This is a genomic window from Microvirgula sp. AG722, from assembly GCF_003269145.1.
Taxonomy (GTDB): domain Bacteria; phylum Pseudomonadota; class Gammaproteobacteria; order Burkholderiales; family Aquaspirillaceae; genus Microvirgula; species Microvirgula aerodenitrificans.
Genome location: NZ_QLTJ01000007.1, coordinates 75,858 through 93,424, shown reverse-complemented (window position 1 = coordinate 93,424; position 17,567 = coordinate 75,858). Strand labels below are relative to the sequence as shown.

The following is a 17,567-nucleotide window of genomic DNA, read 5'->3' as shown; positions in this document are numbered from 1 at the left end:
CTCCTGCGGCAGAACGACTTCATGAACCTTCATCGCCCGGCACTCGGACTTTTGCTGACCCTGTTGCTCGCTGCCTGCGCGAGTACCGCCAAACCCGTTACCGGTTCGCCCGGCGGCTCCGAGGCCGACCTGCTGACCGCCCAGAACGAGGCCCGTGCCGAGGAAGAAGCGCGTCTGCCGAAGGTCGAGATGAACGAGGACCTGCTGTTCGGTCTGCTGGCCAGCGAGTACGCGGCGCAGAACGGCCAGACCGCCGCCGCGGCCAGTACCTATCTGGAACTGGCGCAGGAAGTCCGCGATCCGCGCCTGGCGCGGCGGGCGGCCGAACTGTCGCTGGTCGGTGGCAACCTGAACATGGCGCTGGCATCGCTGTCGCTGTGGAGCGCGCTGGACCCCGAGTCCGAGCAGGCGCGGCTGCAGCTGGCACTGGCGCTGGCCCGCACCGGCCGGCTGGCCGAGGCGCGGCCGCTGTTCGATTCGCTGCTGAGCGTGCCGTCGCGTGCGCCGGCGCTGTTCAGCCATATCGCGGTACTTGCCCCGCGTCAGGCGGACAAGCAGGGCAATTACGAAGTCGTGCAGGAACTGGCCCAGCGTTTCCCGACACTGCCGGAATCGCGCTTCGCGCTGTCGGCCTCGGCGACTGAAGTCGGCGCCGATGCGGTCGCCGATCAGGCGATCCACCAGCTGGCATCATCGCGGCCGGACTGGGTGATCCCGGTCATGTGGCGGGTCGAGCGGCTGCGTGCGCTGCGTCCGGCCCTGGCCGCGCCGTTCCTGAAACAGGCGCTGGCCGACCGGCCGAAGTCGCCGCTGGAACTGCAGCTGTCCTACCCGCGGCTGCTGGTGGCTGACCGGCAATATGACCAGGCCCGGGCCGAATTCACCCGGCTGGACAAGCGCAACCCGAACAACCCCGACATCCTGTACGCGATCGGCATCCTCGACTACGAGCACAAGGACTATGACGATGCCGAGCGTCACCTGAAGGCGGCCAGTGCGGCCGGCTATCGTGACCCGGCCTTCATCCTGCTGACGCTGGGACAGATGGAGGACGAACAGAAACGCCCCGAGCAGGCCCGTGCCTATTACGAGCAGGTCGGTCAGGGTGCGTACTATCCGCAGGCACAGGCGCGCATCGCCAGCCTCGAAGCCCAGTCCGGCCAGCTGAACGCCGCACTGGCCCGTATCGAGAAGCTGGGGCCCGACCTGAAGGAACCGGCACGGCTGGAACTGTGGCGCGCCCAGCTGGCGCGTGACGCCGGCCAGCAGGACCGTGCCTACGCGATCCTGAGCACGGCGCTGCGCAAGTATCCGGCCGCGCTGGAGCTGTGGTACGAGCGCGGCATTCTCGCCGACCAGCTCGGTCGCCCGGGCCAGGCCGAAAGCGATCTGCGCCACGCGCTGAAGCTCGATCCGAACTCGATGCAGACCCGGAACGCACTCGGCTACACGCTGGCCAATCGCGGCATCAAGCTGGCCGAAGCCCGGCAACTGATCGAAAAGGCGCTGGCCGACAGCCCCGACAACGGGATGGTCATGGACAGCATGGGCTGGGTCCTGTTCAGGCAGGGCCGGCTGACCGAAGCCTACGACTGGCTGCAGCGCGCGTATGCGGCACTGCCGGATGGCGAGATCGCCGCCCACATGATCGAAGTGCTGGTCAAACAGGGCAAGGTCGCTGACGCGCGCGCGCTGGCCGCCAACATGCTGACCCTGCACCCGGACAGCGACGTGCTGGCCGAGACGGTCAAGCGGCTGAAGGTGCAGCCATGAGCCGCTGGCATCGGCTGCTGGCGCTGCTGCCGGTCGTGCTGATGGCCGCCTGTGCGCAGCTGCGGCCGATGGCGCCGGTCGATGCCGGTCATCAGGCCGAGGCCCCCGACTTCCGCATCGACGGCCGTCTGGCGGTCAAGGCGACCGGCAAGGGGCACTACGGCAATTTCGACTGGAAACGGGTCGCCGGCGTCGATGACGTCGCGGTCATGTCGCCGCTGGGCCAGATCGTCGCCACACTGAACCGCCAGCGTGATGCCGTATGCCTGGTGGCCCACCAGCGCGAACGCTGCGCGGCCGACACCGAGCAACTGACCGAGGCCGAACTGGGCTGGCCGCTGCCGCTCGACAACCTCGGCTGGTGGATCCTCGGCCGTCCGGCCCCCGGCGCCTGGCAGCAGGACGGGGCCGGCTTTGTCCAGGACGGCTGGCGCATCGTCGCCGAGAGTCCGGTCGACACCCCGGCCGGTCCGCGCCCGACCCGCGTCACGCTGACCCGCGGCAGCGACCTGGAAATCAGGTTCGCCATCAACGGCTGGCAATAAGCCGCGCCGTCCCTTCCTGTCTTTCCCGGTCCGATCGCATGACGTTTCACGCCTTTCCCGCTCCCGCCAAACTCAATCTGTCACTGCATGTCGTCGGCCGCCGCGCCGACGGCTATCACCTGCTGGAGACAGTGTTCCGCTTTATCGACCTGTGCGACACCATCGAACTGGCCGTGCGTGACGATGGCGCCATCGTGCTGGACACACCGACGCCCGGCGTCGACCCGGCCCTGGACCTGACCGTGCGCGCCGCCCGGGCGCTGCAGGCGGCCAGCGGCACGCGACTGGGCGCCTCGATCCGGATCGACAAGCGCATCCCGATGGGCGGCGGTCTGGGCGGCGGCAGCTCGGATGCGGCTACGGTTTTGCTGGCATTGAATCGGCTGTGGGGCTGCGGATTGTCCAGAACCGCGCTGCAAATGCTCGGTTTGACCCTTGGCGCCGATGTGCCGGTTTTCATTTATGGACGCCCGGCGTTCGCGAGCGGAATCGGTGAAGAATTAACGACTTGTGTCGTGCCGGACGCCTGGTATGTGGTGCTGCATCCGGACGCGCATGTGCCGACTGCGAAAATTTTCGCGTCGGAGCTGTTGACACGCAATTCGACCATCTCCATAATGCGAAGCCTCTCGGATGTGACGCGACGCAGGAACGACATGCAAAGCGTTGTTTTCCAAGAGTTTCCGCAGGTTGCAAAGTGCCATCAACGACTGAGTGAGTTTGGTCCGGCGTTGATGACGGGTTCCGGAAGTTGCGTTTTTCTGGAATGCGAAACGGAGCAGCAAGCAAATACAGTTTACCGATCCGTGTCGGACGAATATCGGGGATTCGTGGTCAAGGGACTGCAGGATCATCCGCTGTACGAGACGGATTGACGGTTATACTGGGGAGTCGCCAAGTGGTAAGGCATCGGATTTTGATTCCGACATTCGTAGGTTCGATCCCTACCTCCCCAGCCAATCCAATACGAAAAGTGCGAATAAAAGCATAACGCAAGCGTGTAAGTTAAATCGGACTTACACGCTTTTTGTTTGTCTTGAATCGGAATACACATGGCCGCTTACGACAGCTTGATGGTCTTTACCGGGACCGCCAACCCAGAACTCGCACACAGTGTCGTCAAACACCTGGACATCACCCTCGGCCGCGCCGACGTGGGCCGCTTCAGCGATGGCGAAGTCGCCATCGAGCTGCTGGAAAATGTCCGTGGACGCGATGTGTTCGTGCTGCAGTCGACGTGTGCGCCGACCAATGACAACCTGATGGAAATCCTGACCACCGTCGATGCGCTGAAGCGCGCGTCGGCCGGCCGGATCACGGCAGCCATCCCGTACTTCGGCTACGCCCGCCAGGACCGCCGTCCGCGTTCGGCCCGCGTGCCGATCACCGCCAAGCTGGTGGCGAACATGCTGACGTCGGCCGGTATCGACCGCATCCTGACCGTCGACCTGCATGCCGACCAGATCCAGGGCTTCTTCGACATTCCGGTGGACAACATCTACGCCACGCCGGTGCTGCTGAAGGACATCCAGTCGCAGAGCATCGAGAACCTGACCGTGGTCAGCCCGGACATCGGCGGCGTGGTGCGAGCCCGTGCCATGGCCAAGGCGCTGCATGCCGACCTGGCGATCATCGACAAGCGTCGTCCGAAGGCCAACGTGGCCGAAGTGATGAACATCATCGGTGACATCCAGGGCCGGACCTGTCTGATCGTCGACGACATGATCGATACCGCCAACACCCTGTGCAAGGCGGCCGCCGCGCTGAAGGTCAAGGGCGCCGCCCGCGTGCTGGCCTATGCGACCCACCCGGTGTTCTCGGGTCAGGCGGTCGAGCGGATCAAGACTTCCGAGATCGACCAGGTGGTCGTGACCGATACCATCCCGCTGTCCGAAGAAGCGCTGGCCTGCTCGAACATCCGCGTGGTGTCCATCGCCGGTCTGCTTGGCGAGACGCTGCGCCGCATCAATAACGAAGAATCGGTGAGCTATCTGTTCATGGATTGATTTCCGGGTGCGCAAGCGCCCGTCACAACGCCGGCTGGTCGCGGCCGGTGTCCCAACTGGAGTATCACAATGACTATCGAAGTTATCGCTCAAAAGCGTGACGATCAGGGGTCTGGTGCGAGCCGCCGCCTGCGTCGCGCTGGTCAGGTTCCGGGCGTGATCTATGGCAATGGCGAAGCCAAGGCCATCTCGCTCGACCACAACACCCTGTTCTACGCGCTGAAGGATGACGATTTCCACGGCTCGGTGCTGAACATGATCGTTGATGGCGCTGCCGAGCAGGTCATCCTGCGCGACGTGCAACAGCACGCGTACAAGCAACAAGTGCTGCACGCCGACTTCCAGCGCGTGGAAGCCAACGTGCCGCTGACCGCCAAGGTTCGCCTGTCCTTCATCAACGCCGACATCTCGCCGGCGGTGAAGCTGGGTGGCAAGCTGATCAGCCGCATCGTCAGCGAAGTGCAAGTCGTGGCCCTGCCGGCCAACCTGCCGTCGTCGCTGGTGGTGGACCTGAGCACGCTGCAAGCCGGCGAAGCCATCCACTTGTCGGACCTGAAGCTGCCGGAAGGTGCCGAACTGGCATCGCTGCGCCGCGGTCACGACCTGGCCGTGGCCCGCGCCTGAGTTTCTGCGCGTACACGACAAAACGGCTCGCTGCCTGCAGCGGGCCGTTTTTTCATTCACTCTCCCCAGAATCCCATTGAGCCATGAGTCAGATTCGCCTGATCGTCGGCCTCGGCAACCCCGGGCCGGACTACGCCGATACGCGCCATAACGCCGGTTTCTGGTTCCTGGACCAGATTGCACACCAGGAACGGGCCACGCCGCGCCTCGAAGCCAAGTTCTTCGGCCAGTATGCGCGTGCCGGCGAGCTGCATCTGCTGTGGCCGCAGACCTACATGAACGCCTCGGGGCGCGCGGTGGCTGCGGTCGCGAAATTCTTCAAGATCATGCCGGATGAAATCCTGGTCGTTCATGACGAACTCGACCTGCCGCCCGGTGCTGCCCGGTTCAAGCTCGGCGGTGGCCATGGCGGCCACAACGGGCTGAAGGACATCATCGCGGCACTCGGCGGTCCGGATTTCTGGCGGCTGCGACTCGGCATTGGTCATCCCGGCGATCGCAATGAAGTGGTCAACTTCGTACTGAAGCGCCCGCGCGCCGAAGAGCAGACCCTGATCGACATTGCCATGAACCATGCGCTGGACGTGCTGCCGCAGGTGCGCGACGGCGACTTCGCCTCGGCAATGAAAACCCTGCATACGGCGGCCAGGTAGGCAGGGGACGGGGGACGGGCAATCCGCCCCCCGCGGGCCTCACTCGACCAGAGCGCGGTACGCGTGCCAGCTGGCCAGCCCGATCAGCGGCATCAGGATCGCCAGCCCCACCGCAAAGGTGGCGAAGCCGATGACCGTCAGCAGCGCGATCAGCCCGGCCCAGACCAGCATGGCGGGGATGTTCTTCGCCGTGGCATGCAGGCTGGTCAGGATTGCGGTCACGGTGTCGACATTGCGATCCAGCATCATCGGGATGGCCACCACGCTGAAGCTGAAGGCCACGGCGGCGAAGATCAGCCCGAGTCCGAAATAGACCACCAGGAAACCGAGGTTTCCGGCCGTGAACGCATTGGCGACGATATCGGACAGCGCCGGGATGTCGCCGGTATAGAACAGCGCGAACATCAGCTGCGAAATCCGGAACCAGAAGAAAACCAGCATGGCCAGCATCACCGCGAACAGCGTGATGCCGGGCAGGTTCGCCCGCCAGGCGGTCAGCGTCGGCAGCAGGTGGACTTCACCGTGCTGTTCCAGCCGCTGCGCAATGTCGTACAGCCCGATCGACAGGAACGGGCCCAGCAGCAGGAAGGCGGTTGCGCAGGTGATCACGTATTCCGGCCGGTTGCCGAAATAGAAGAACATCAGATAGCCCATGACCACGAAGGCGGCGCCGTAGAACAGGCTGACGGCCGGTGCGCGGCGAAAGTCGAGCAGGGCATGCAGCAGCCACGACAGGGGGGCGGCGGCGTCGACATGACGCACGGCGGGCGGACGGGTAACGGGGGCGTGTGTGATGTCCATGGCGGCTTTCCTCGGCAGCGGTGAGCGGTTCGCCATCCCGGTCGGGCGGCGGAGTCGGGTGCGAAGGCTGACGCAGCGGGGCAGAACGTCCCCTCTCCCGGAAGGGCAAGCGCGCAGAGGGCGCTCACCCGTTTCCCCGGCAGCCGTGGGCTGCCGCTATGGTGTTGTCCTGTGGTTATAGACAGTGCGCGCCTGCTGGCAAGCCCCGGTGGTCGGGTCGTCCCGCCGGTCGGGCTTTGTCCTGCGCCGCTTCCTGCTTACAATCGGCATCCCCGGCGTCGGCTCTGGCTTCCTGCTGCCGCCCGCGCCGCCATCCGGATCTGACCCCCACGAGGAGACACACATGAGCACAACGACCACCGACAGCGGACTGGTGATTGAAGAACTGGAAGTCGGTACCGGCGACGAGGCCCGTGCCGGCCGCGAAGTCACCGTGCATTACACCGGCTGGCTGACCGATGGCACCAAGTTCGATTCGAGCGTGGACCGCGCCCAGCCGTTCAGCTTTCCGCTTGGCGCCGGCCATGTGATCAAGGGCTGGGACGAAGGCGTCAGCGGCATGAAGGTCGGCGGCAAGCGCAAGCTGACCATTCCGGCCTCGCTCGGCTATGGCGCCCGTGGCGCCGGCGGCGTGATTCCGCCGAATGCCACGCTGGTGTTTGAAGTCGAGCTGCTGCGCGTCTGAGTTCGCCATTGCGTGATCCGGCCGGTGCCGGCCGGATCACGCATGGCATAATCGGCGCACCCCCTACATTGCCTACGGCATGGACCCCATGAACCTGATACCGCACGGACTGCCCATCAGCGCCGTCGAGCGCGAGACCGGCATCGCCAAGGATCTGCTGCGCATGTGGGAACGGCGTTACGGCTTTCCCGAGCCGGCCCGTGACGACCAGGGTGACCGGCTGTATCCGCGCGAACAGATCGACAAGCTGCGGCTGGTACGCCGGCTGATGGACCTCGGCTTCCGGCCGGGCAAGGTCATGCACCTCGACAGCGACGCACTGGGGCGGATGATCGACGTGCACGAGCCGCGCCGCGAGGCCTCGCCGTCGACCCACGACATGGTCCGCCTGCTGCGCGGACGCGACCATTACGCCGTTCGCGACTATCTGCACATCCAGCTGGATACCCTCGGCACCCGCCCGTTCGTCTGCGACTTTCTCAGCGAGACCATCGAGCAGGTCGGCAGTGCCTGGATGCGCGGCGAGATCGAAGTCTACGAAGAACACCTGTATACCGAACAGATCAACCGCGTGCTGCGCGAGGCACTGGCGCGGCTGGCGATGCCGGCCGAGCGCCCGCGGGTGATCCTGACCACCTGTCCCGGCGAACAGCACGTGATCGGCGTGCTGATGGTCGAGGCGATGCTGCGGCTGGCCGGCTGCGAAACCCTGGCCTTCGGTCCGGAAATGCCGTTTACCGATACCGCGCACGCCACGGTCAAGCACGATGCCGACGTGGTCGCGCTGTCGTTCTCCGGCGCCTATGACGGCGACGTGCAGGATGCAACGGCATCGCTGCTGGAATTGCTGCCGCCGGACGTCGAGCTGTGGGTCGGCGGCGCCGGTTGCCGCGGGCTGCGCTCGCGGCCGCGCTGCGAGGTGATGACCGAGCTGTCCGGCATCGACGGCATCGTCGCCGCCTGGCGGGCACGTCAGGCGGCACGCCAGGAGTAAGTCCCCCGCTTCATTCCGCCATGGCAGCCGGCGGCGACAGCCGCTATAAACCGGTTGTCATCGCCTGTGCGATGGCTGTCAGGACAAAGGACCGTGCCCATGCTCCGACTGCCTTCATGGTGGCTGCTCGCCGCCGTCTGTACGCTGCCGGCGCTGGCTGCGCCCGGCAATCCGGCCGCAGGACGCGACAAGACCGCCATGTGCGCCGGCTGTCACGGCATTCCCGGCTACCGCACCGCCTATCCGGCGGTGTATTCGGTGCCGCTGATTGGCGGACAGAAAGCGCGTTACCTGGAAGCGGCGCTGCATGCATATCGTGCCGGCGAACGCAGCCACTCGGGCATGCAGGCGATTGCCCGCAGCCTGTCCGACCAGGATATCGCCGATCTGGCGGCTTTCTACGGGAGCGGAAAATGACCCGTTGCGGAGAAGGTGCAGCCCTGCTGCTGGCCATCGCCGTGCTGCTGGCGTCCGGTACGGCGCGGGCGGTCGGTGTGGAGGAGCGGGCGCGGACCCAGTGCGCGGCCTGTCATGGCGCCGACGGGCGGGGCGTGTCGGATGACTTTCCGGCGCTGGCCGGCCAGCATGCCGACTATCTGGCCCGGGCGCTGGCCGACTACCAGCACGGCGCCCGCCGCAACGCCATCATGCAGGCGCAGGTGACCGGGCTGACCGCTGACGAGATCACGGCGCTGGCCGAGCATTTCGCCCGCCTGCCGGGGCCGCTGCGGGTCCGGCGCTGAGCGGCCGGCTATTTGCCGCTGTCGCGCGCGCCGGTATCCGCCGCCAGCATGTCCAGGTTCGGCCAGTGATAGCACAGCGAGATGGTGGTGCCGCCATCCGGCGTGACGATGGTTTCCCGCGTGACCTCGCTGCCGCCATAGCGGCGGAAGAAGCCGCTGGCACTGCGATTGGCCGCGTAGACCCACAGGTGCATGCCGCCGGACTGGCCGTACGTGCGCAGTTCGCGGCAGGCCTCGGCCAGCAGCCGGCGGCCGATGCCGCGGCCACGGGCGGCCGGTGCGACGTGCAGATTGTCGAGCAGGGCGCCGAAACGGCTGTCGACATCGGGAAATACGCAGACAAAACCGAGCGCGACCCCATCGGCGCTTTCCGCCAGCAGCACCCGTGGCGGTGCATCGCCGCCCATCCGGCTCAACCACAGCGCCAGCCGTTCGGCCGGCGCCTCGTCATCCAGATACGCATGCTTGAGGATGTCGCGATAGTCCAGCTGCCAGCTCTCGGTATGGATGCGGGCAATGGCGGCGGCATCTGCGGCAACGGCCGCGCGCAGGTGCAGGTCAGCGCAGCGCATAGTCGATGACGATGCCGACGAAGATCGCCAGCCCGACCCGGTTGTTGTCGAGGAATACCTTGAAGCACACCGCGCGGTCGCGGCCACGGATCTGCCCCATCTGGATGCCGATCAGCACGGCGGCCACCACCAGCCCGGCCAGATACGGCCAGCCCATGCCCAGCTGCGGCCCCAGCAGTGCCATCAGCAGCAGGAAGGTCGCATGGCAGATGCCGACGGCGAGCACATCGTGCCGGCCGAAGGTAATGGCCGAGGTCTTGATGCCGATCTTCAGGTCGTCCGGGCGGTCGGTGATGGCATAGCAGGTGTCGTAGGCCACGGTCCAGAAGGCATTGGCGACGAACATCCACCAGGCCACCAGCGGAATGGTGTCCTGGATCGCGGCGAAGGCCATCGGGATGCCGAAGCCGAATGCCAGGCCGAGATAGGCTTGCGGCACGGCGAAGAAGCGCTTGGTGAACGGGTAGCTGACGGCAAGGAACAGCGCCGGCAGACTCATGGCCCAGGTCAGGTGGTTCAGCGGCAGGATCAGCAGCCCGGCCAGCAGTGCCAGACCGGCGGCCAGCAGCAGGGCTTCCTTCTTGCTGACCGCGCCACGCGGAAACGGGCGCTGGCGGGTCCGGTCGACGGCGCCGTCGAAATCGCGGTCGGCGTAGTCGTTGACCACGCAGCCGGCCGAGCGCATCAGGAAGGTGCCGAGGGTGAAGATCGCCAGCACCGGCAGCGGCGGCACGCCGCCGGAGGCGATCCACAATGCCCACCACGTCGGCCACAGCAGCAGGAAGGTGCCGATCGGCTTGTCGATCCGCATCAACTGGCTGTAAGTAATCAGGCGTTCGCGATTCATGGCAGGAACCCGGTCAGGGCGGGCAGGAAAACCTCCTGCACCAGCAGCCGCCCGCCGTGGCGGACAAAGGACGATCGACGTGCAAACAGTGACGGCCCATCGCCGGGGTGCAGCGCCTGGCCGGCGGACAGGGTCGCGTATTCGAGCGGGCCGCGAAGAATGTCGTTGTCGTCGCCGAACAGCGAATAGCCGAGCGAGCGGCCGCCGCGGTCCAGCACGGCACGCCAGCCGTCATCCGCCGACAGGCTGCGGGCGGCAATCACCGCCACGCCATCCAGCGTCAGCCGGACCTGGCGCATCAGCACGACGCTGTCGCTGGCGATGCCCAGACAGGCCGCCTCGTCGGCGCGCGGAACGGTGGCCTCCAGCGCCTGCAGTTCGACAGCGAATGCATGGCCGGTGGCGAGCAGGCGGGCGGTCAGCGAGCCCTGCTCGCTGAGCCAGTCCGGATAGGCGCAGTCGGCCGGAACGGCGGACTGCCAGTCGGGAAGCGAAGTCATCCCTGCATTATGCCAAATACCTCGCCCCGGATCGGTATTGGCGGCGATTTTTTGCCTGCAGGCGACAGTCTGCGACAATGGGGGCCCGGATTTGCAACAAGGATACGACCATGATCGAACTGGTGCTGTGGCGACATGCCGAAGCCGAAGACGGCAGTCCGGACCTGAACCGGGCGCTGACGCGCCGCGGACAGGTGCAGGCAGCATCGATGGCGGAGTGGCTGCGGCCGCGCCTGCCGGACCGGGTGCGGATTTTTGTCAGCGAGGCGCGCCGCTCGCAACAGACGGCCGCGCATCTGGGCAAGCATGCGCAAGTGTTGCCGGAACTGAATCCGGACCAGCCGTGGGAACGCGTGCTGTCGGCCATCGGCTGGCCGGAATGCGGCGAGTCACTGGTGGTGGTCGGCCATCAGCCGTGGATCGGCCAGGTAGCCTCGCAGCTGCTGACCGGCACGCCGACCATGCTGACGATCAAGAAGGGCGCGGCATGGTGGTTCGCCCGCCGCCAGCGCCAGGGCGACGGGCAGATCCTGCTGCGGACGGTGATGATGCCGTCGCTGCTTGATGGCTAGCCGACCCGGCTCAGTCTGGCGATGAAGCCGCCGCCGGGGCGGTTGTCCAGCGTCAGCTTCAGCCCGTGCAGCTCGGCGATGCGCTCGGCGATCGACAGGCCGAGCCCGCTGCCGCTGGCCTGCTGGCCTTCCGGTCGCGAGAAGCGTTCCTTGACCCGTTCCAGCCATTCCGGCGCGACGCCGGGGCCGTTGTCGCAGACCGACAGCGCGGCCGCGTCGCATTCGACCCATACCTCGCCGCCCGGCGGGGTGTAGCGGATGGCGTTGTCGATCAGGTTGCGCAGCAGGATTTCCAGCATGCCTTCGTCGCCGGCCAGTGGCCAGATCACGCCCTCGGCCGGTGCCGTCAGCGTGATGGCGCGGGTGTCGGCGGCGTCGGCGCACAGCACGACCGCGCGTCGCGCGCACAGTGCCAGGTCGGCCGGACGTCGATCGGCCGCGGCCAGGTGGTCGAGCCGGGCCAGTGTCAGCAGTTGCTCGATCAGCCGCGTGGCGCGATCGATGCCGCTCATGACCTTGGCCAGCGCGCGCCGGCGTGACACGTCGTCACCGGCCATCATCGCCACTTCCAGCTGTACGCGCAGCGCGGCCAGCGGCGTGCGCAACTCGTGTGCGGCATCGGCGGTAAAGCGGCGCTCGTTGGCGAGCGTGGTTTCCAGCCGGGCGAACAGCCGGTTCAGTGCGACCACCAGCGGACCGACTTCGGCCGGCACCGGTGCGGCGATCGGCGCCAGATTGTCAGGGGCGCGCTCGCGCACGTCGCGCGCCAGCCGGTCGACCGGGCGCAGGCTGCGGCGCACCCCCCACCACATCAGCACCAGCAGCGCCGGCAATGCCATCAGCCACGGCATCATCTGGCCGAGCACCAGCCGGCTGACCAGCTTGTTGCGGGTTTTCATGCGCTGGCCGACCAGGGCGAACGCGTCGTTGTTCCGGTCGTGCAGGTAGAACAGCCGCCATTCGCGGTTGTCGATGCGGACGTTGTAAAAGCCCTTGTAGTCGCGGCTGAACGGCAGTTCGGTCTGGTTGATGTCGGCGATGATGATTTCGCCGGCGCCGTTGCGCAGCTGAAAGGCGATATCGGCGTCCATTTCCTCTTCGTCGCCGTCATCGAACAGTTCGTGCAGCGTGCGCGGCAGCGTCGGGCGGATCTTGTAGCCCTGGGCGCGGGCCTCGAGATTGACCGAGGCCAGGATCTGGGCGAAGAACGCCTGCTCGGTATCGAACAGTTCGTTGACCGCCAGCGAGGCGGCACGGTAGTTGATGACGGCGCTGACCATCCACGCCGCAGGCAGCAGGATCAGGAATGCCGTCAGCAGCCGTCGCTTCAGCGACGGGACGCCGCGCAGCCTGCCGACCTTCATGCCTCGCCCAACTGGTAGCCGACCCCGCGCACGGTACGGATCAGCTGGCTGCCGAGTTTCTTGCGCAGGTGGTGGACGTGGACCTCCAGCGCATTGCTGTCCAGTTCCTGGGCCCAGCCGTACAGCTTTTCTTCGAGCAGCGCGCGCGGCAGTACGCGGTTCTTGTTTTCAAGGAACAGTTCCAGCAGCTGGAATTCCTTGGCGGTCAGCTCGACCGCCCGGCCGTCCTGGCTGACGGTGCGCGCATTCGGGTCGAGGATCAGCGTCCCGTGCTCGAACACCGGATTGGCGCGGCCGTGCGAGCGGCGGATCAGCGCGCGCAGCCGGGCCACCAGCTCGCCGAGGGCAAACGGCTTGACCAGATAGTCGTCGGCACCGGCGTCGAGGCCCTTGATGCGGTCCTCGACCGCATCGCGCGCGGTCAGGATCAGCACCGGCGTCATCACCTGCTGGCGGCGCCAGTCGGACAGCACGTCCAGCCCGGACACGCGCGGCAGGCCCAGATCCAGCACCACGGCATCATACGGCGCGGCGGCCATGGCGGCACGGGCGGCGGCACCGTCCTTCATCCAGTCGACATTGAAACCGGATTGGCGCAAACCGGCTTCCAGCCCGTCGCCGAGCAGGGGATCGTCTTCAACCAGCAGCACTCTCATGACCTTGACTCCGATAAGGGTTCCGGCGGAATGGTAACGCGGTCGCAGCCGGCAAAAAATAAAAAAGGCCGGTTGATGACCGACCCGGGGAAAAGAGGGGGTGAGGCGCTACTTGAACGTAGTCTGCACGATGCGGGCGGTGGCCGGGTCGACACGCAGTGCGACGCGCTGGCCATTGCGGTCCCAGCCCTCGACTTCGACGCACTGGCGTTCCTGTTCGTAGCGCTTGAGCTTGTAGCCCATGCGCTTGACCTCGCTGAGCAACTGTTCATCACTCAGCCACTGGGCGCGAGGGGCATCAGTGCAGGGGGACGGCGTGGGCGGCGCGGCGTGTACGGCGGCGCCGGCCAACAGCAGCGGCATACAGATCAGGATGCGACGCATGACGGCAACTCCAGGTTCGGCATTCAGCGGGCCAGACGGTTGGCCGGTTTCACCATCGGGGTCGGCGTCAACCGTCTGAAAAAGCCCGACCATTACATCCGTCATGACTTAAACGCGTCTTAGCAGGCTGCATTGCCTGACCAGTGGTTCGTTCAGAAGGGGCGCGACGATGCACTTGCAAGCCGCTGCAGCGGCACGATGTCGCACAGCGCCCAGGTGCGTTGCCGTCCGCGAACCAGACCGCGCTGGGTCCATTCGGACAGCAGCCGGCTCAGGGTTTCGGCACGAACGCCGAGATGGGCGGCCAGCTGGCGCTGGCTCAGCGGCAGCTGGACCGCGGTACTGTCCGCCGTGCGCGGCAGGTCGAGCAGGTAGGCCGCCAGCCGCTGCGATGCCGAGCTGCCGGTCAGCCAGTCCACCTGGTTCACATGCTGGTACAGCTGCTGGCTGACCACTTCGAGCAGGCGCATGGCGATATCAGGATGGGCCGCGCAGACCCGGTGCAGCGCGGCGCGCGACAGCCGGTGGACGGCCAGGTCGGTGCGTGCGCGCGCATTCATCGGATAGCGCGCATGGGCCATGAACATTGCCGCGATGGCGACCAGCTGGCCGCGCTCGTACAGGCGGAATACCCGCTCTTCGCCATCCTGGCCATAGCGCAGCATCTCGACGCTGCCGCTGATGACCAGATAGTAATGACCGGCCGGGTCCCCCTCGCGAAACAGCTGTCCGCCCGCCGCCACCCGCCGCACCGACGCGCCGAGGACCAGTGCATCGAGCACGGTGGCCGGCTGGCTGCGAAACAGCGGGTGCCCGGACAGCAGGGGGAGGGACGGGACGTCCGGCATGCGTTTTTCCTGCGTCATGACATATGTCATTGGGGGTGTGGGTCTCATGCAGCGAAAATGACAGCATGAGAATAATTCGTATTATCAAATCAATCAATACGGCCCGGCATGCCGCGGCCGCGCTGTGTCTGCTGCTGGCCGGCACCGCCGGTGCGGCGGAGACGCGCCCGCCGCTGACACTGGCCGGGCCGGCATCGGTGGTCAGCTTCCCGCTGCTGCACATGATCGACAGCGGGGCACTGAAATCCCATGCGGACCGGGTGACGTTCCGGCTGTGGCAGAACCCCGACCAGTTGCGCGTGCTGCTGGCCAATGGCCAGGTCGACTACACCGCTGCGCCGGCCAATCTGCCGGCACTGCTGGCCAATCGCGGCGAGCCGGTCCGGCTGCTGAACATTTCGGTATGGGGCCAGCTGTGGCTGGTCAGCCGCGACCCGCAGGTCAGGCGCTATGCCGACCTGTCCGGCAAGGTGCTGCTGACGTCGTTCTCGCGCGATCTGCCGGCCATTCTGCTCGACGAAGTGCTGCGGGCGGAGCACGTGGCCGGCAAGGTCACGCTGCGGCGCACCCGCGACATGCAGGATGCGGTCGCGCTGATGCTGGCCGGACAGGCCGACCACGCCGTGCTCGGCGAGCCGATGGCGTCGCTGCTGCTATGGCGCAATGCCCGGGCCGGCGGTGCGCCGCTGTACCGCTCGCAAAGTCTGGCTTCGGCGTGGCGCGAGGCCTTTCCGGGCCAGCCGGCGCTGCCGCAGGCCGGGCTGATGGCCAGTTCACGCCGCGCACCGGACCTGGCGCTGTCGCGTGCGGTCGAACACGCGTACGCGGCCTCGGCCCGCTGGTGCTCGGCACAGCCGCGTGCCTGCGCCGAACTGACGCATCGCCATCTGCCGCAACTGCCGGTCGCCGCCATCGAGGCGTCGATCCGGGTCACCCGGCTCGACAGCCGCCCGGCCAGCGAAGTCCGTCCGCAACTGGAAGCGCTGTACCGGCTGATTGCCGACAAGCACCCGCAGGCGATCGGCGGCCGCCTGCCCGACGTCGGGTTCTACGGACCATGAGCGCGCCCCGTCTTGCCGTCTCGCGGCGAACGTCGCGGATCTGGGCGCTGGCCGGTGGGGCGCTGCTGTTGCTGCTGTGGCAACTGGCCGCGATCCGGCTGGGGCCGCTGCTGATGGCGACGCCGCTGCAGACGCTGGCCGCGCTGTGGCGCTTGCTGCACAGCGATGATTTTCATGCCCAGGCCGGCGCCAGCCTGCTGCGCATCGCCGCCGGCGTCGGGCTTGGCGCGGGAGCCGGCTTTGCGCTCGGCCTGCTGGCCGGTCTGTCACCACGGCTGCGCGGCCTGCTCGAACCGCTGCGCTGGTTGCTGATGGCGGTGCCGCCGGTGGTCGTGGTGGTGCTGGCCATGCTGTGGTTCGGCCTCGGCTCGGCCATGGTGGTGTTTATCGCCACGCTGATGGTCGCGCCCGGCATGTATGTGAATACGGTCAGGGGCATGCAGATGCTCGACCCGGCACTGGTCGAAATGGCTGCGGTCTACCGGCTGCGGCCGTGGCAGCGGCTCTGGCACCTGTATGTCCCGCATCTGGCTGCGCCGCTGACCGCCGCGCTGCTGATTGCCACCTGCGGTGGTGTGCGGGTGGTGGTGATGGCCGAGGTGCTCGGCGCCGACAGCGGCGCCGGCTTTGCGCTGGCCAATGCCCGCAGCACTTTCGACAGCGGCGAGCTGTATGCATGGGCGCTGCTGTTGCTGCTGCTGGTGGCGGTCCTCGAATTCAGCGTGCAGCAACCGCTGCAGCGTCGGCTGACCCGCTGGCAGGAGGCAAACCATGCTTGAACTGCGCGGGGTATCCATCGATCGCGGCGGTCGCCGCATTGTCGATGGTGTTGATCTGCAACTGCGTCCCGGCGAACACCTCGGCCTGCTCGGTGTCAGCGGCAGTGGCAAGAGTTCGCTGCTGAAACTGGCGGCCGGGCTGCTGGCGCCGTCGCAGGGCGGCTATCGCAATGACTTTGTCCACCCGCTGCTGGTGTTCCAGGAACCGCGGCTGCTGCCCTGGCGGCGCGTGCGCGCCAATGTGGAAATTCCGCTGCGCGCCGCCGGCTGTGGTGCCACCGAGGCGCGCCGGCGGGCCGGCGAGTGGCTGGAGCGGGTCGGGCTGGGCGCACAGGCCGATGCCTGGCCCGGGCAGTTGTCCGGTGGCATGGCGCAACGGGCGGCACTGGCCCGGGCCTTTGCGCTGGAGCCGGACCTGCTGCTGCTCGACGAGCCGTTCAGCGCGCTCGATCCGGGCCTGCGCGCGTCACTCGGCGAGGTCTGCCGTTCCTTGCTGGCGCAGACCCGCGCGGCGCTGATCTGCGTCAGCCACCACCCGGACGAACTGGTCGGGCTGGTCGACCGCTGCGCCTTGCTCGATGCCGGCTCGCTGCGCCGGTTCGATATTGACGACCGCCGTCCCGGCCAGTCCCGCGACCAGGTTGCCGCCGCCCTGCATGCCGCCCTTGTCCACCCCGGAGTGTTGTCCCGATGACTTATCCCGTCCTGCTGATCCTGCACCTGTTTGCCGCGCTGATCTTCATCGGCACGGTGTTTTTCGAAGTCCTGATCCTGGAAGGCGTGCGCAGGCGAATGCCGGCGGCGTCGATGCGCGAGCTGGAACAGGCGATCTCCGCCCGTGCCCGCTCGCTGATGCCGTGGGTGCTGCTGGTGCTGTTCAGCGCCGGCCTCGGCCTTGGCTGGCATCACCGCGCAGCGCTGATGACGCCGCTCGCCGGCGGCTTCGGCACGCTGCTGGCGCTGAAGATCGCCCTGGCGCTGAGCGTGTTCGGCCACTTCCTGCTCGCCATGCGCTGGCGCGGGTGCGGACAGATGAGTTCGGTCCGCTTCCGCCGTCTCCACCTCAGCGTGTTCTGTCACATGGTCGCCATCGTGCTGCTCGCCAAAAGCATGTTCTACGTGCACGGCTGAGCGGCGCCCCCATCCTGAAAGAGAGTTCC

At 66.9% G+C, this 17,567-nt stretch carries 23 protein-coding genes and 1 tRNA gene; 16 read left to right on the top strand and 8 right to left on the bottom strand.

Features of this window, described 5'->3' with window-relative positions:
• The first annotated feature begins 21 nt into the window (after positions 1 to 21).
• The 7 genes from DFO50_RS11025 to pth all read left to right on the top strand — a co-directional run bounded on the left by DFO50_RS11025 (position 22) and on the right by pth (position 5,601).
• Positions 22 to 1,773, top strand: coding sequence for a tetratricopeptide repeat protein (locus DFO50_RS11025; RefSeq protein ID WP_028499586.1), 1,752 nt, complete (start codon positions 22 to 24; stop codon positions 1,771 to 1,773).
• A complete protein-coding gene (locus DFO50_RS11020) occupies positions 1,770 to 2,318 on the top strand; it encodes an outer membrane lipoprotein LolB (protein ID WP_028499585.1) in 549 nt (182 codons plus the stop codon). The genes DFO50_RS11025 and DFO50_RS11020 overlap by 4 nt, the downstream gene beginning before the upstream one ends.
• 38 nt (positions 2,319 to 2,356) lie before the next feature.
• The gene (ispE, locus tag DFO50_RS11015) at positions 2,357 to 3,193 is read left to right on the top strand and encodes a 4-(cytidine 5'-diphospho)-2-C-methyl-D-erythritol kinase (protein WP_028499584.1); all 837 of its coding nucleotides are present in this window, start codon (positions 2,357 to 2,359) and stop codon (positions 3,191 to 3,193) included.
• Between the two features lie 9 nt (positions 3,194 to 3,202).
• A tRNA-Gln gene (locus tag DFO50_RS11010) sits at positions 3,203 to 3,277 on the top strand.
• A 93-nt stretch (positions 3,278 to 3,370) separates the two neighbouring features.
• Positions 3,371 to 4,324, top strand: coding sequence for a ribose-phosphate pyrophosphokinase (locus tag DFO50_RS11005; protein ID WP_107889244.1), 954 nt, complete (start codon positions 3,371 to 3,373; stop codon positions 4,322 to 4,324).
• A 69-nt stretch (positions 4,325 to 4,393) separates the two neighbouring features.
• Positions 4,394 to 4,948 carry a 50S ribosomal protein L25/general stress protein Ctc gene (locus DFO50_RS11000; RefSeq protein ID WP_028499582.1) on the top strand — a complete coding sequence of 185 codons (555 nt, stop codon included), beginning with the start codon at positions 4,394 to 4,396 and terminating at the stop codon, positions 4,946 to 4,948.
• Positions 4,949 to 5,031: 83 nt separating this feature from the next.
• On the top strand, positions 5,032 to 5,601 hold the full coding sequence (gene pth, locus DFO50_RS10995) for an aminoacyl-tRNA hydrolase (RefSeq protein WP_028499581.1): 570 nt from the start codon (positions 5,032 to 5,034) through the stop codon (positions 5,599 to 5,601).
• A gap of 39 nt (positions 5,602 to 5,640) precedes the next feature.
• Here the strand turns inward: pth and DFO50_RS10990 are convergent, their stop codons facing one another.
• Positions 5,641 to 6,402, bottom strand: a complete 762-nt coding sequence (locus DFO50_RS10990; protein WP_028499580.1) for a DUF2189 domain-containing protein — start codon at positions 6,400 to 6,402, stop codon at positions 5,641 to 5,643.
• Positions 6,403 to 6,745: 343 nt separating this feature from the next.
• Here DFO50_RS10990 and DFO50_RS10985 point away from each other — a divergent pair, with 343 nt between their 5' ends.
• The 4 genes from DFO50_RS10985 (at position 6,746) to DFO50_RS10970 (ending at position 8,824) form a co-directional block, all read left to right on the top strand.
• Positions 6,746 to 7,087, top strand: a complete 342-nt coding sequence (locus DFO50_RS10985; protein ID WP_028499579.1) for an FKBP-type peptidyl-prolyl cis-trans isomerase — start codon at positions 6,746 to 6,748, stop codon at positions 7,085 to 7,087.
• Between the two features lie 88 nt (positions 7,088 to 7,175).
• Entirely contained in the window at positions 7,176 to 8,081 is a 906-nt protein-coding gene (locus DFO50_RS10980) for a MerR family transcriptional regulator (protein WP_028499578.1), read from the top strand.
• A gap of 99 nt (positions 8,082 to 8,180) precedes the next feature.
• Positions 8,181 to 8,498, top strand: coding sequence for a c-type cytochrome (locus tag DFO50_RS10975; RefSeq protein WP_028499577.1), 318 nt, complete (start codon positions 8,181 to 8,183; stop codon positions 8,496 to 8,498).
• Positions 8,495 to 8,824: a cytochrome c gene (locus tag DFO50_RS10970; protein ID WP_028499576.1), complete on the top strand. Its 330-nt coding sequence runs from the start codon at positions 8,495 to 8,497 to the stop codon at positions 8,822 to 8,824. Before DFO50_RS10975 ends, DFO50_RS10970 begins: the two co-directional genes overlap by 4 nt.
• Before the next feature lie 8 nt (positions 8,825 to 8,832).
• On the opposite strand, the gene DFO50_RS10965 is transcribed toward DFO50_RS10970, so the two are convergent.
• Genes DFO50_RS10965 through DFO50_RS10955 form a run of 3 tightly spaced genes read right to left on the bottom strand, consistent with a single transcriptional unit; the run spans position 8,833 to position 10,743 of the window.
• Complete coding sequence (locus DFO50_RS10965) at positions 8,833 to 9,396, bottom strand: N-acetyltransferase (RefSeq protein ID WP_036386150.1); 564 nt, start codon at positions 9,394 to 9,396, stop codon at positions 8,833 to 8,835.
• Entirely contained in the window at positions 9,383 to 10,243 is an 861-nt protein-coding gene (gene ubiA, locus DFO50_RS10960; protein ID WP_028499575.1) for a 4-hydroxybenzoate octaprenyltransferase, read from the bottom strand. The genes DFO50_RS10965 and ubiA overlap by 14 nt, the downstream gene beginning before the upstream one ends.
• Positions 10,240 to 10,743 (bottom strand): chorismate lyase, encoded by a 504-nt coding sequence (locus DFO50_RS10955; RefSeq protein ID WP_158537438.1) that lies wholly within the window; start codon positions 10,741 to 10,743, stop codon positions 10,240 to 10,242. Before DFO50_RS10955 ends, ubiA begins: the two co-directional genes overlap by 4 nt.
• 110 nt (positions 10,744 to 10,853) lie before the next feature.
• Here DFO50_RS10955 and DFO50_RS10950 point away from each other — a divergent pair, with 110 nt between their 5' ends.
• The gene (locus tag DFO50_RS10950) at positions 10,854 to 11,315 is read left to right on the top strand and encodes a histidine phosphatase family protein (RefSeq protein ID WP_233495241.1); all 462 of its coding nucleotides are present in this window, start codon (positions 10,854 to 10,856) and stop codon (positions 11,313 to 11,315) included.
• On the opposite strand, the gene DFO50_RS10945 is transcribed toward DFO50_RS10950, so the two are convergent.
• The 4 genes from DFO50_RS10945 to DFO50_RS10930 all read right to left on the bottom strand — a co-directional run bounded on the left by DFO50_RS10945 (position 11,312) and on the right by DFO50_RS10930 (position 14,567).
• Complete coding sequence (locus tag DFO50_RS10945) at positions 11,312 to 12,679, bottom strand: ATP-binding protein (protein ID WP_112692505.1); 1,368 nt, start codon at positions 12,677 to 12,679, stop codon at positions 11,312 to 11,314. The genes DFO50_RS10950 and DFO50_RS10945 overlap by 4 nt on opposite strands.
• The gene (locus DFO50_RS10940; RefSeq protein WP_028499571.1) at positions 12,676 to 13,335 is read right to left on the bottom strand and encodes a response regulator; all 660 of its coding nucleotides are present in this window, start codon (positions 13,333 to 13,335) and stop codon (positions 12,676 to 12,678) included. Before DFO50_RS10940 ends, DFO50_RS10945 begins: the two co-directional genes overlap by 4 nt.
• A gap of 108 nt (positions 13,336 to 13,443) precedes the next feature.
• On the bottom strand, positions 13,444 to 13,719 hold the full coding sequence (locus DFO50_RS10935) for a PepSY domain-containing protein (protein ID WP_028499570.1): 276 nt from the start codon (positions 13,717 to 13,719) through the stop codon (positions 13,444 to 13,446).
• A gap of 152 nt (positions 13,720 to 13,871) precedes the next feature.
• Complete coding sequence (locus DFO50_RS10930) at positions 13,872 to 14,567, bottom strand: Crp/Fnr family transcriptional regulator (RefSeq protein WP_199489807.1); 696 nt, start codon at positions 14,565 to 14,567, stop codon at positions 13,872 to 13,874.
• Between the two features lie 65 nt (positions 14,568 to 14,632).
• Here DFO50_RS10930 and DFO50_RS10925 point away from each other — a divergent pair, with 65 nt between their 5' ends.
• From DFO50_RS10925 to DFO50_RS10910, 4 genes are read left to right on the top strand one after another with little or no spacing between them, the layout of a single operon-like run.
• Positions 14,633 to 15,628, top strand: a complete 996-nt coding sequence (locus DFO50_RS10925; protein WP_051528916.1) for an ABC transporter substrate-binding protein — start codon at positions 14,633 to 14,635, stop codon at positions 15,626 to 15,628.
• Complete coding sequence (locus DFO50_RS10920) at positions 15,625 to 16,407, top strand: ABC transporter permease (RefSeq protein ID WP_028499567.1); 783 nt, start codon at positions 15,625 to 15,627, stop codon at positions 16,405 to 16,407. Before DFO50_RS10925 ends, DFO50_RS10920 begins: the two co-directional genes overlap by 4 nt.
• A complete protein-coding gene (locus tag DFO50_RS10915) occupies positions 16,400 to 17,101 on the top strand; it encodes an ATP-binding cassette domain-containing protein (RefSeq protein WP_112692502.1) in 702 nt (233 codons plus the stop codon). The genes DFO50_RS10920 and DFO50_RS10915 overlap by 8 nt, the downstream gene beginning before the upstream one ends.
• Positions 17,098 to 17,538 carry a CopD family copper resistance protein gene (locus DFO50_RS10910; RefSeq protein ID WP_028499565.1) on the top strand — a complete coding sequence of 147 codons (441 nt, stop codon included), beginning with the start codon at positions 17,098 to 17,100 and terminating at the stop codon, positions 17,536 to 17,538. Before DFO50_RS10915 ends, DFO50_RS10910 begins: the two co-directional genes overlap by 4 nt.
• Positions 17,539 to 17,567: the final 29 nt, after the last annotated feature.

Coding starts and splice junctions, on each gene's coding strand:
- DFO50_RS11025 (WP_028499586.1), top strand. CDS start 22: ATGAACCTTCATCGCCCGGCACTCGGACTTTTGCTGACCCTGTTGCTC.
- DFO50_RS11020 (WP_028499585.1), top strand. CDS start 1,770: ATGAGCCGCTGGCATCGGCTGCTGGCGCTGCTGCCGGTCGTGCTGATG.
- ispE (WP_028499584.1), top strand. CDS start 2,357: ATGACGTTTCACGCCTTTCCCGCTCCCGCCAAACTCAATCTGTCACTG.
- DFO50_RS11005 (WP_107889244.1), top strand. CDS start 3,371: ATGGCCGCTTACGACAGCTTGATGGTCTTTACCGGGACCGCCAACCCA.
- DFO50_RS11000 (WP_028499582.1), top strand. CDS start 4,394: ATGACTATCGAAGTTATCGCTCAAAAGCGTGACGATCAGGGGTCTGGT.
- pth (WP_028499581.1), top strand. CDS start 5,032: ATGAGTCAGATTCGCCTGATCGTCGGCCTCGGCAACCCCGGGCCGGAC.
- DFO50_RS10990 (WP_028499580.1), bottom strand. CDS start 6,402: ATGGACATCACACACGCCCCCGTTACCCGTCCGCCCGCCGTGCGTCAT.
- DFO50_RS10985 (WP_028499579.1), top strand. CDS start 6,746: ATGAGCACAACGACCACCGACAGCGGACTGGTGATTGAAGAACTGGAA.
- DFO50_RS10980 (WP_028499578.1), top strand. CDS start 7,176: ATGAACCTGATACCGCACGGACTGCCCATCAGCGCCGTCGAGCGCGAG.
- DFO50_RS10975 (WP_028499577.1), top strand. CDS start 8,181: ATGCTCCGACTGCCTTCATGGTGGCTGCTCGCCGCCGTCTGTACGCTG.
- DFO50_RS10970 (WP_028499576.1), top strand. CDS start 8,495: ATGACCCGTTGCGGAGAAGGTGCAGCCCTGCTGCTGGCCATCGCCGTG.
- DFO50_RS10965 (WP_036386150.1), bottom strand. CDS start 9,396: ATGCGCTGCGCTGACCTGCACCTGCGCGCGGCCGTTGCCGCAGATGCC.
- ubiA (WP_028499575.1), bottom strand. CDS start 10,243: ATGAATCGCGAACGCCTGATTACTTACAGCCAGTTGATGCGGATCGAC.
- DFO50_RS10955 (WP_158537438.1), bottom strand. CDS start 10,743: ATGACTTCGCTTCCCGACTGGCAGTCCGCCGTTCCGGCCGACTGCGCC.
- DFO50_RS10950 (WP_233495241.1), top strand. CDS start 10,854: ATGATCGAACTGGTGCTGTGGCGACATGCCGAAGCCGAAGACGGCAGT.
- DFO50_RS10945 (WP_112692505.1), bottom strand. CDS start 12,679: ATGAAGGTCGGCAGGCTGCGCGGCGTCCCGTCGCTGAAGCGACGGCTG.
- DFO50_RS10940 (WP_028499571.1), bottom strand. CDS start 13,335: ATGAGAGTGCTGCTGGTTGAAGACGATCCCCTGCTCGGCGACGGGCTG.
- DFO50_RS10935 (WP_028499570.1), bottom strand. CDS start 13,719: ATGCGTCGCATCCTGATCTGTATGCCGCTGCTGTTGGCCGGCGCCGCC.
- DFO50_RS10930 (WP_199489807.1), bottom strand. CDS start 14,567: ATGCCGGACGTCCCGTCCCTCCCCCTGCTGTCCGGGCACCCGCTGTTT.
- DFO50_RS10925 (WP_051528916.1), top strand. CDS start 14,633: ATGAGAATAATTCGTATTATCAAATCAATCAATACGGCCCGGCATGCC.
- DFO50_RS10920 (WP_028499567.1), top strand. CDS start 15,625: ATGAGCGCGCCCCGTCTTGCCGTCTCGCGGCGAACGTCGCGGATCTGG.
- DFO50_RS10915 (WP_112692502.1), top strand. CDS start 16,400: ATGCTTGAACTGCGCGGGGTATCCATCGATCGCGGCGGTCGCCGCATT.
- DFO50_RS10910 (WP_028499565.1), top strand. CDS start 17,098: ATGACTTATCCCGTCCTGCTGATCCTGCACCTGTTTGCCGCGCTGATC.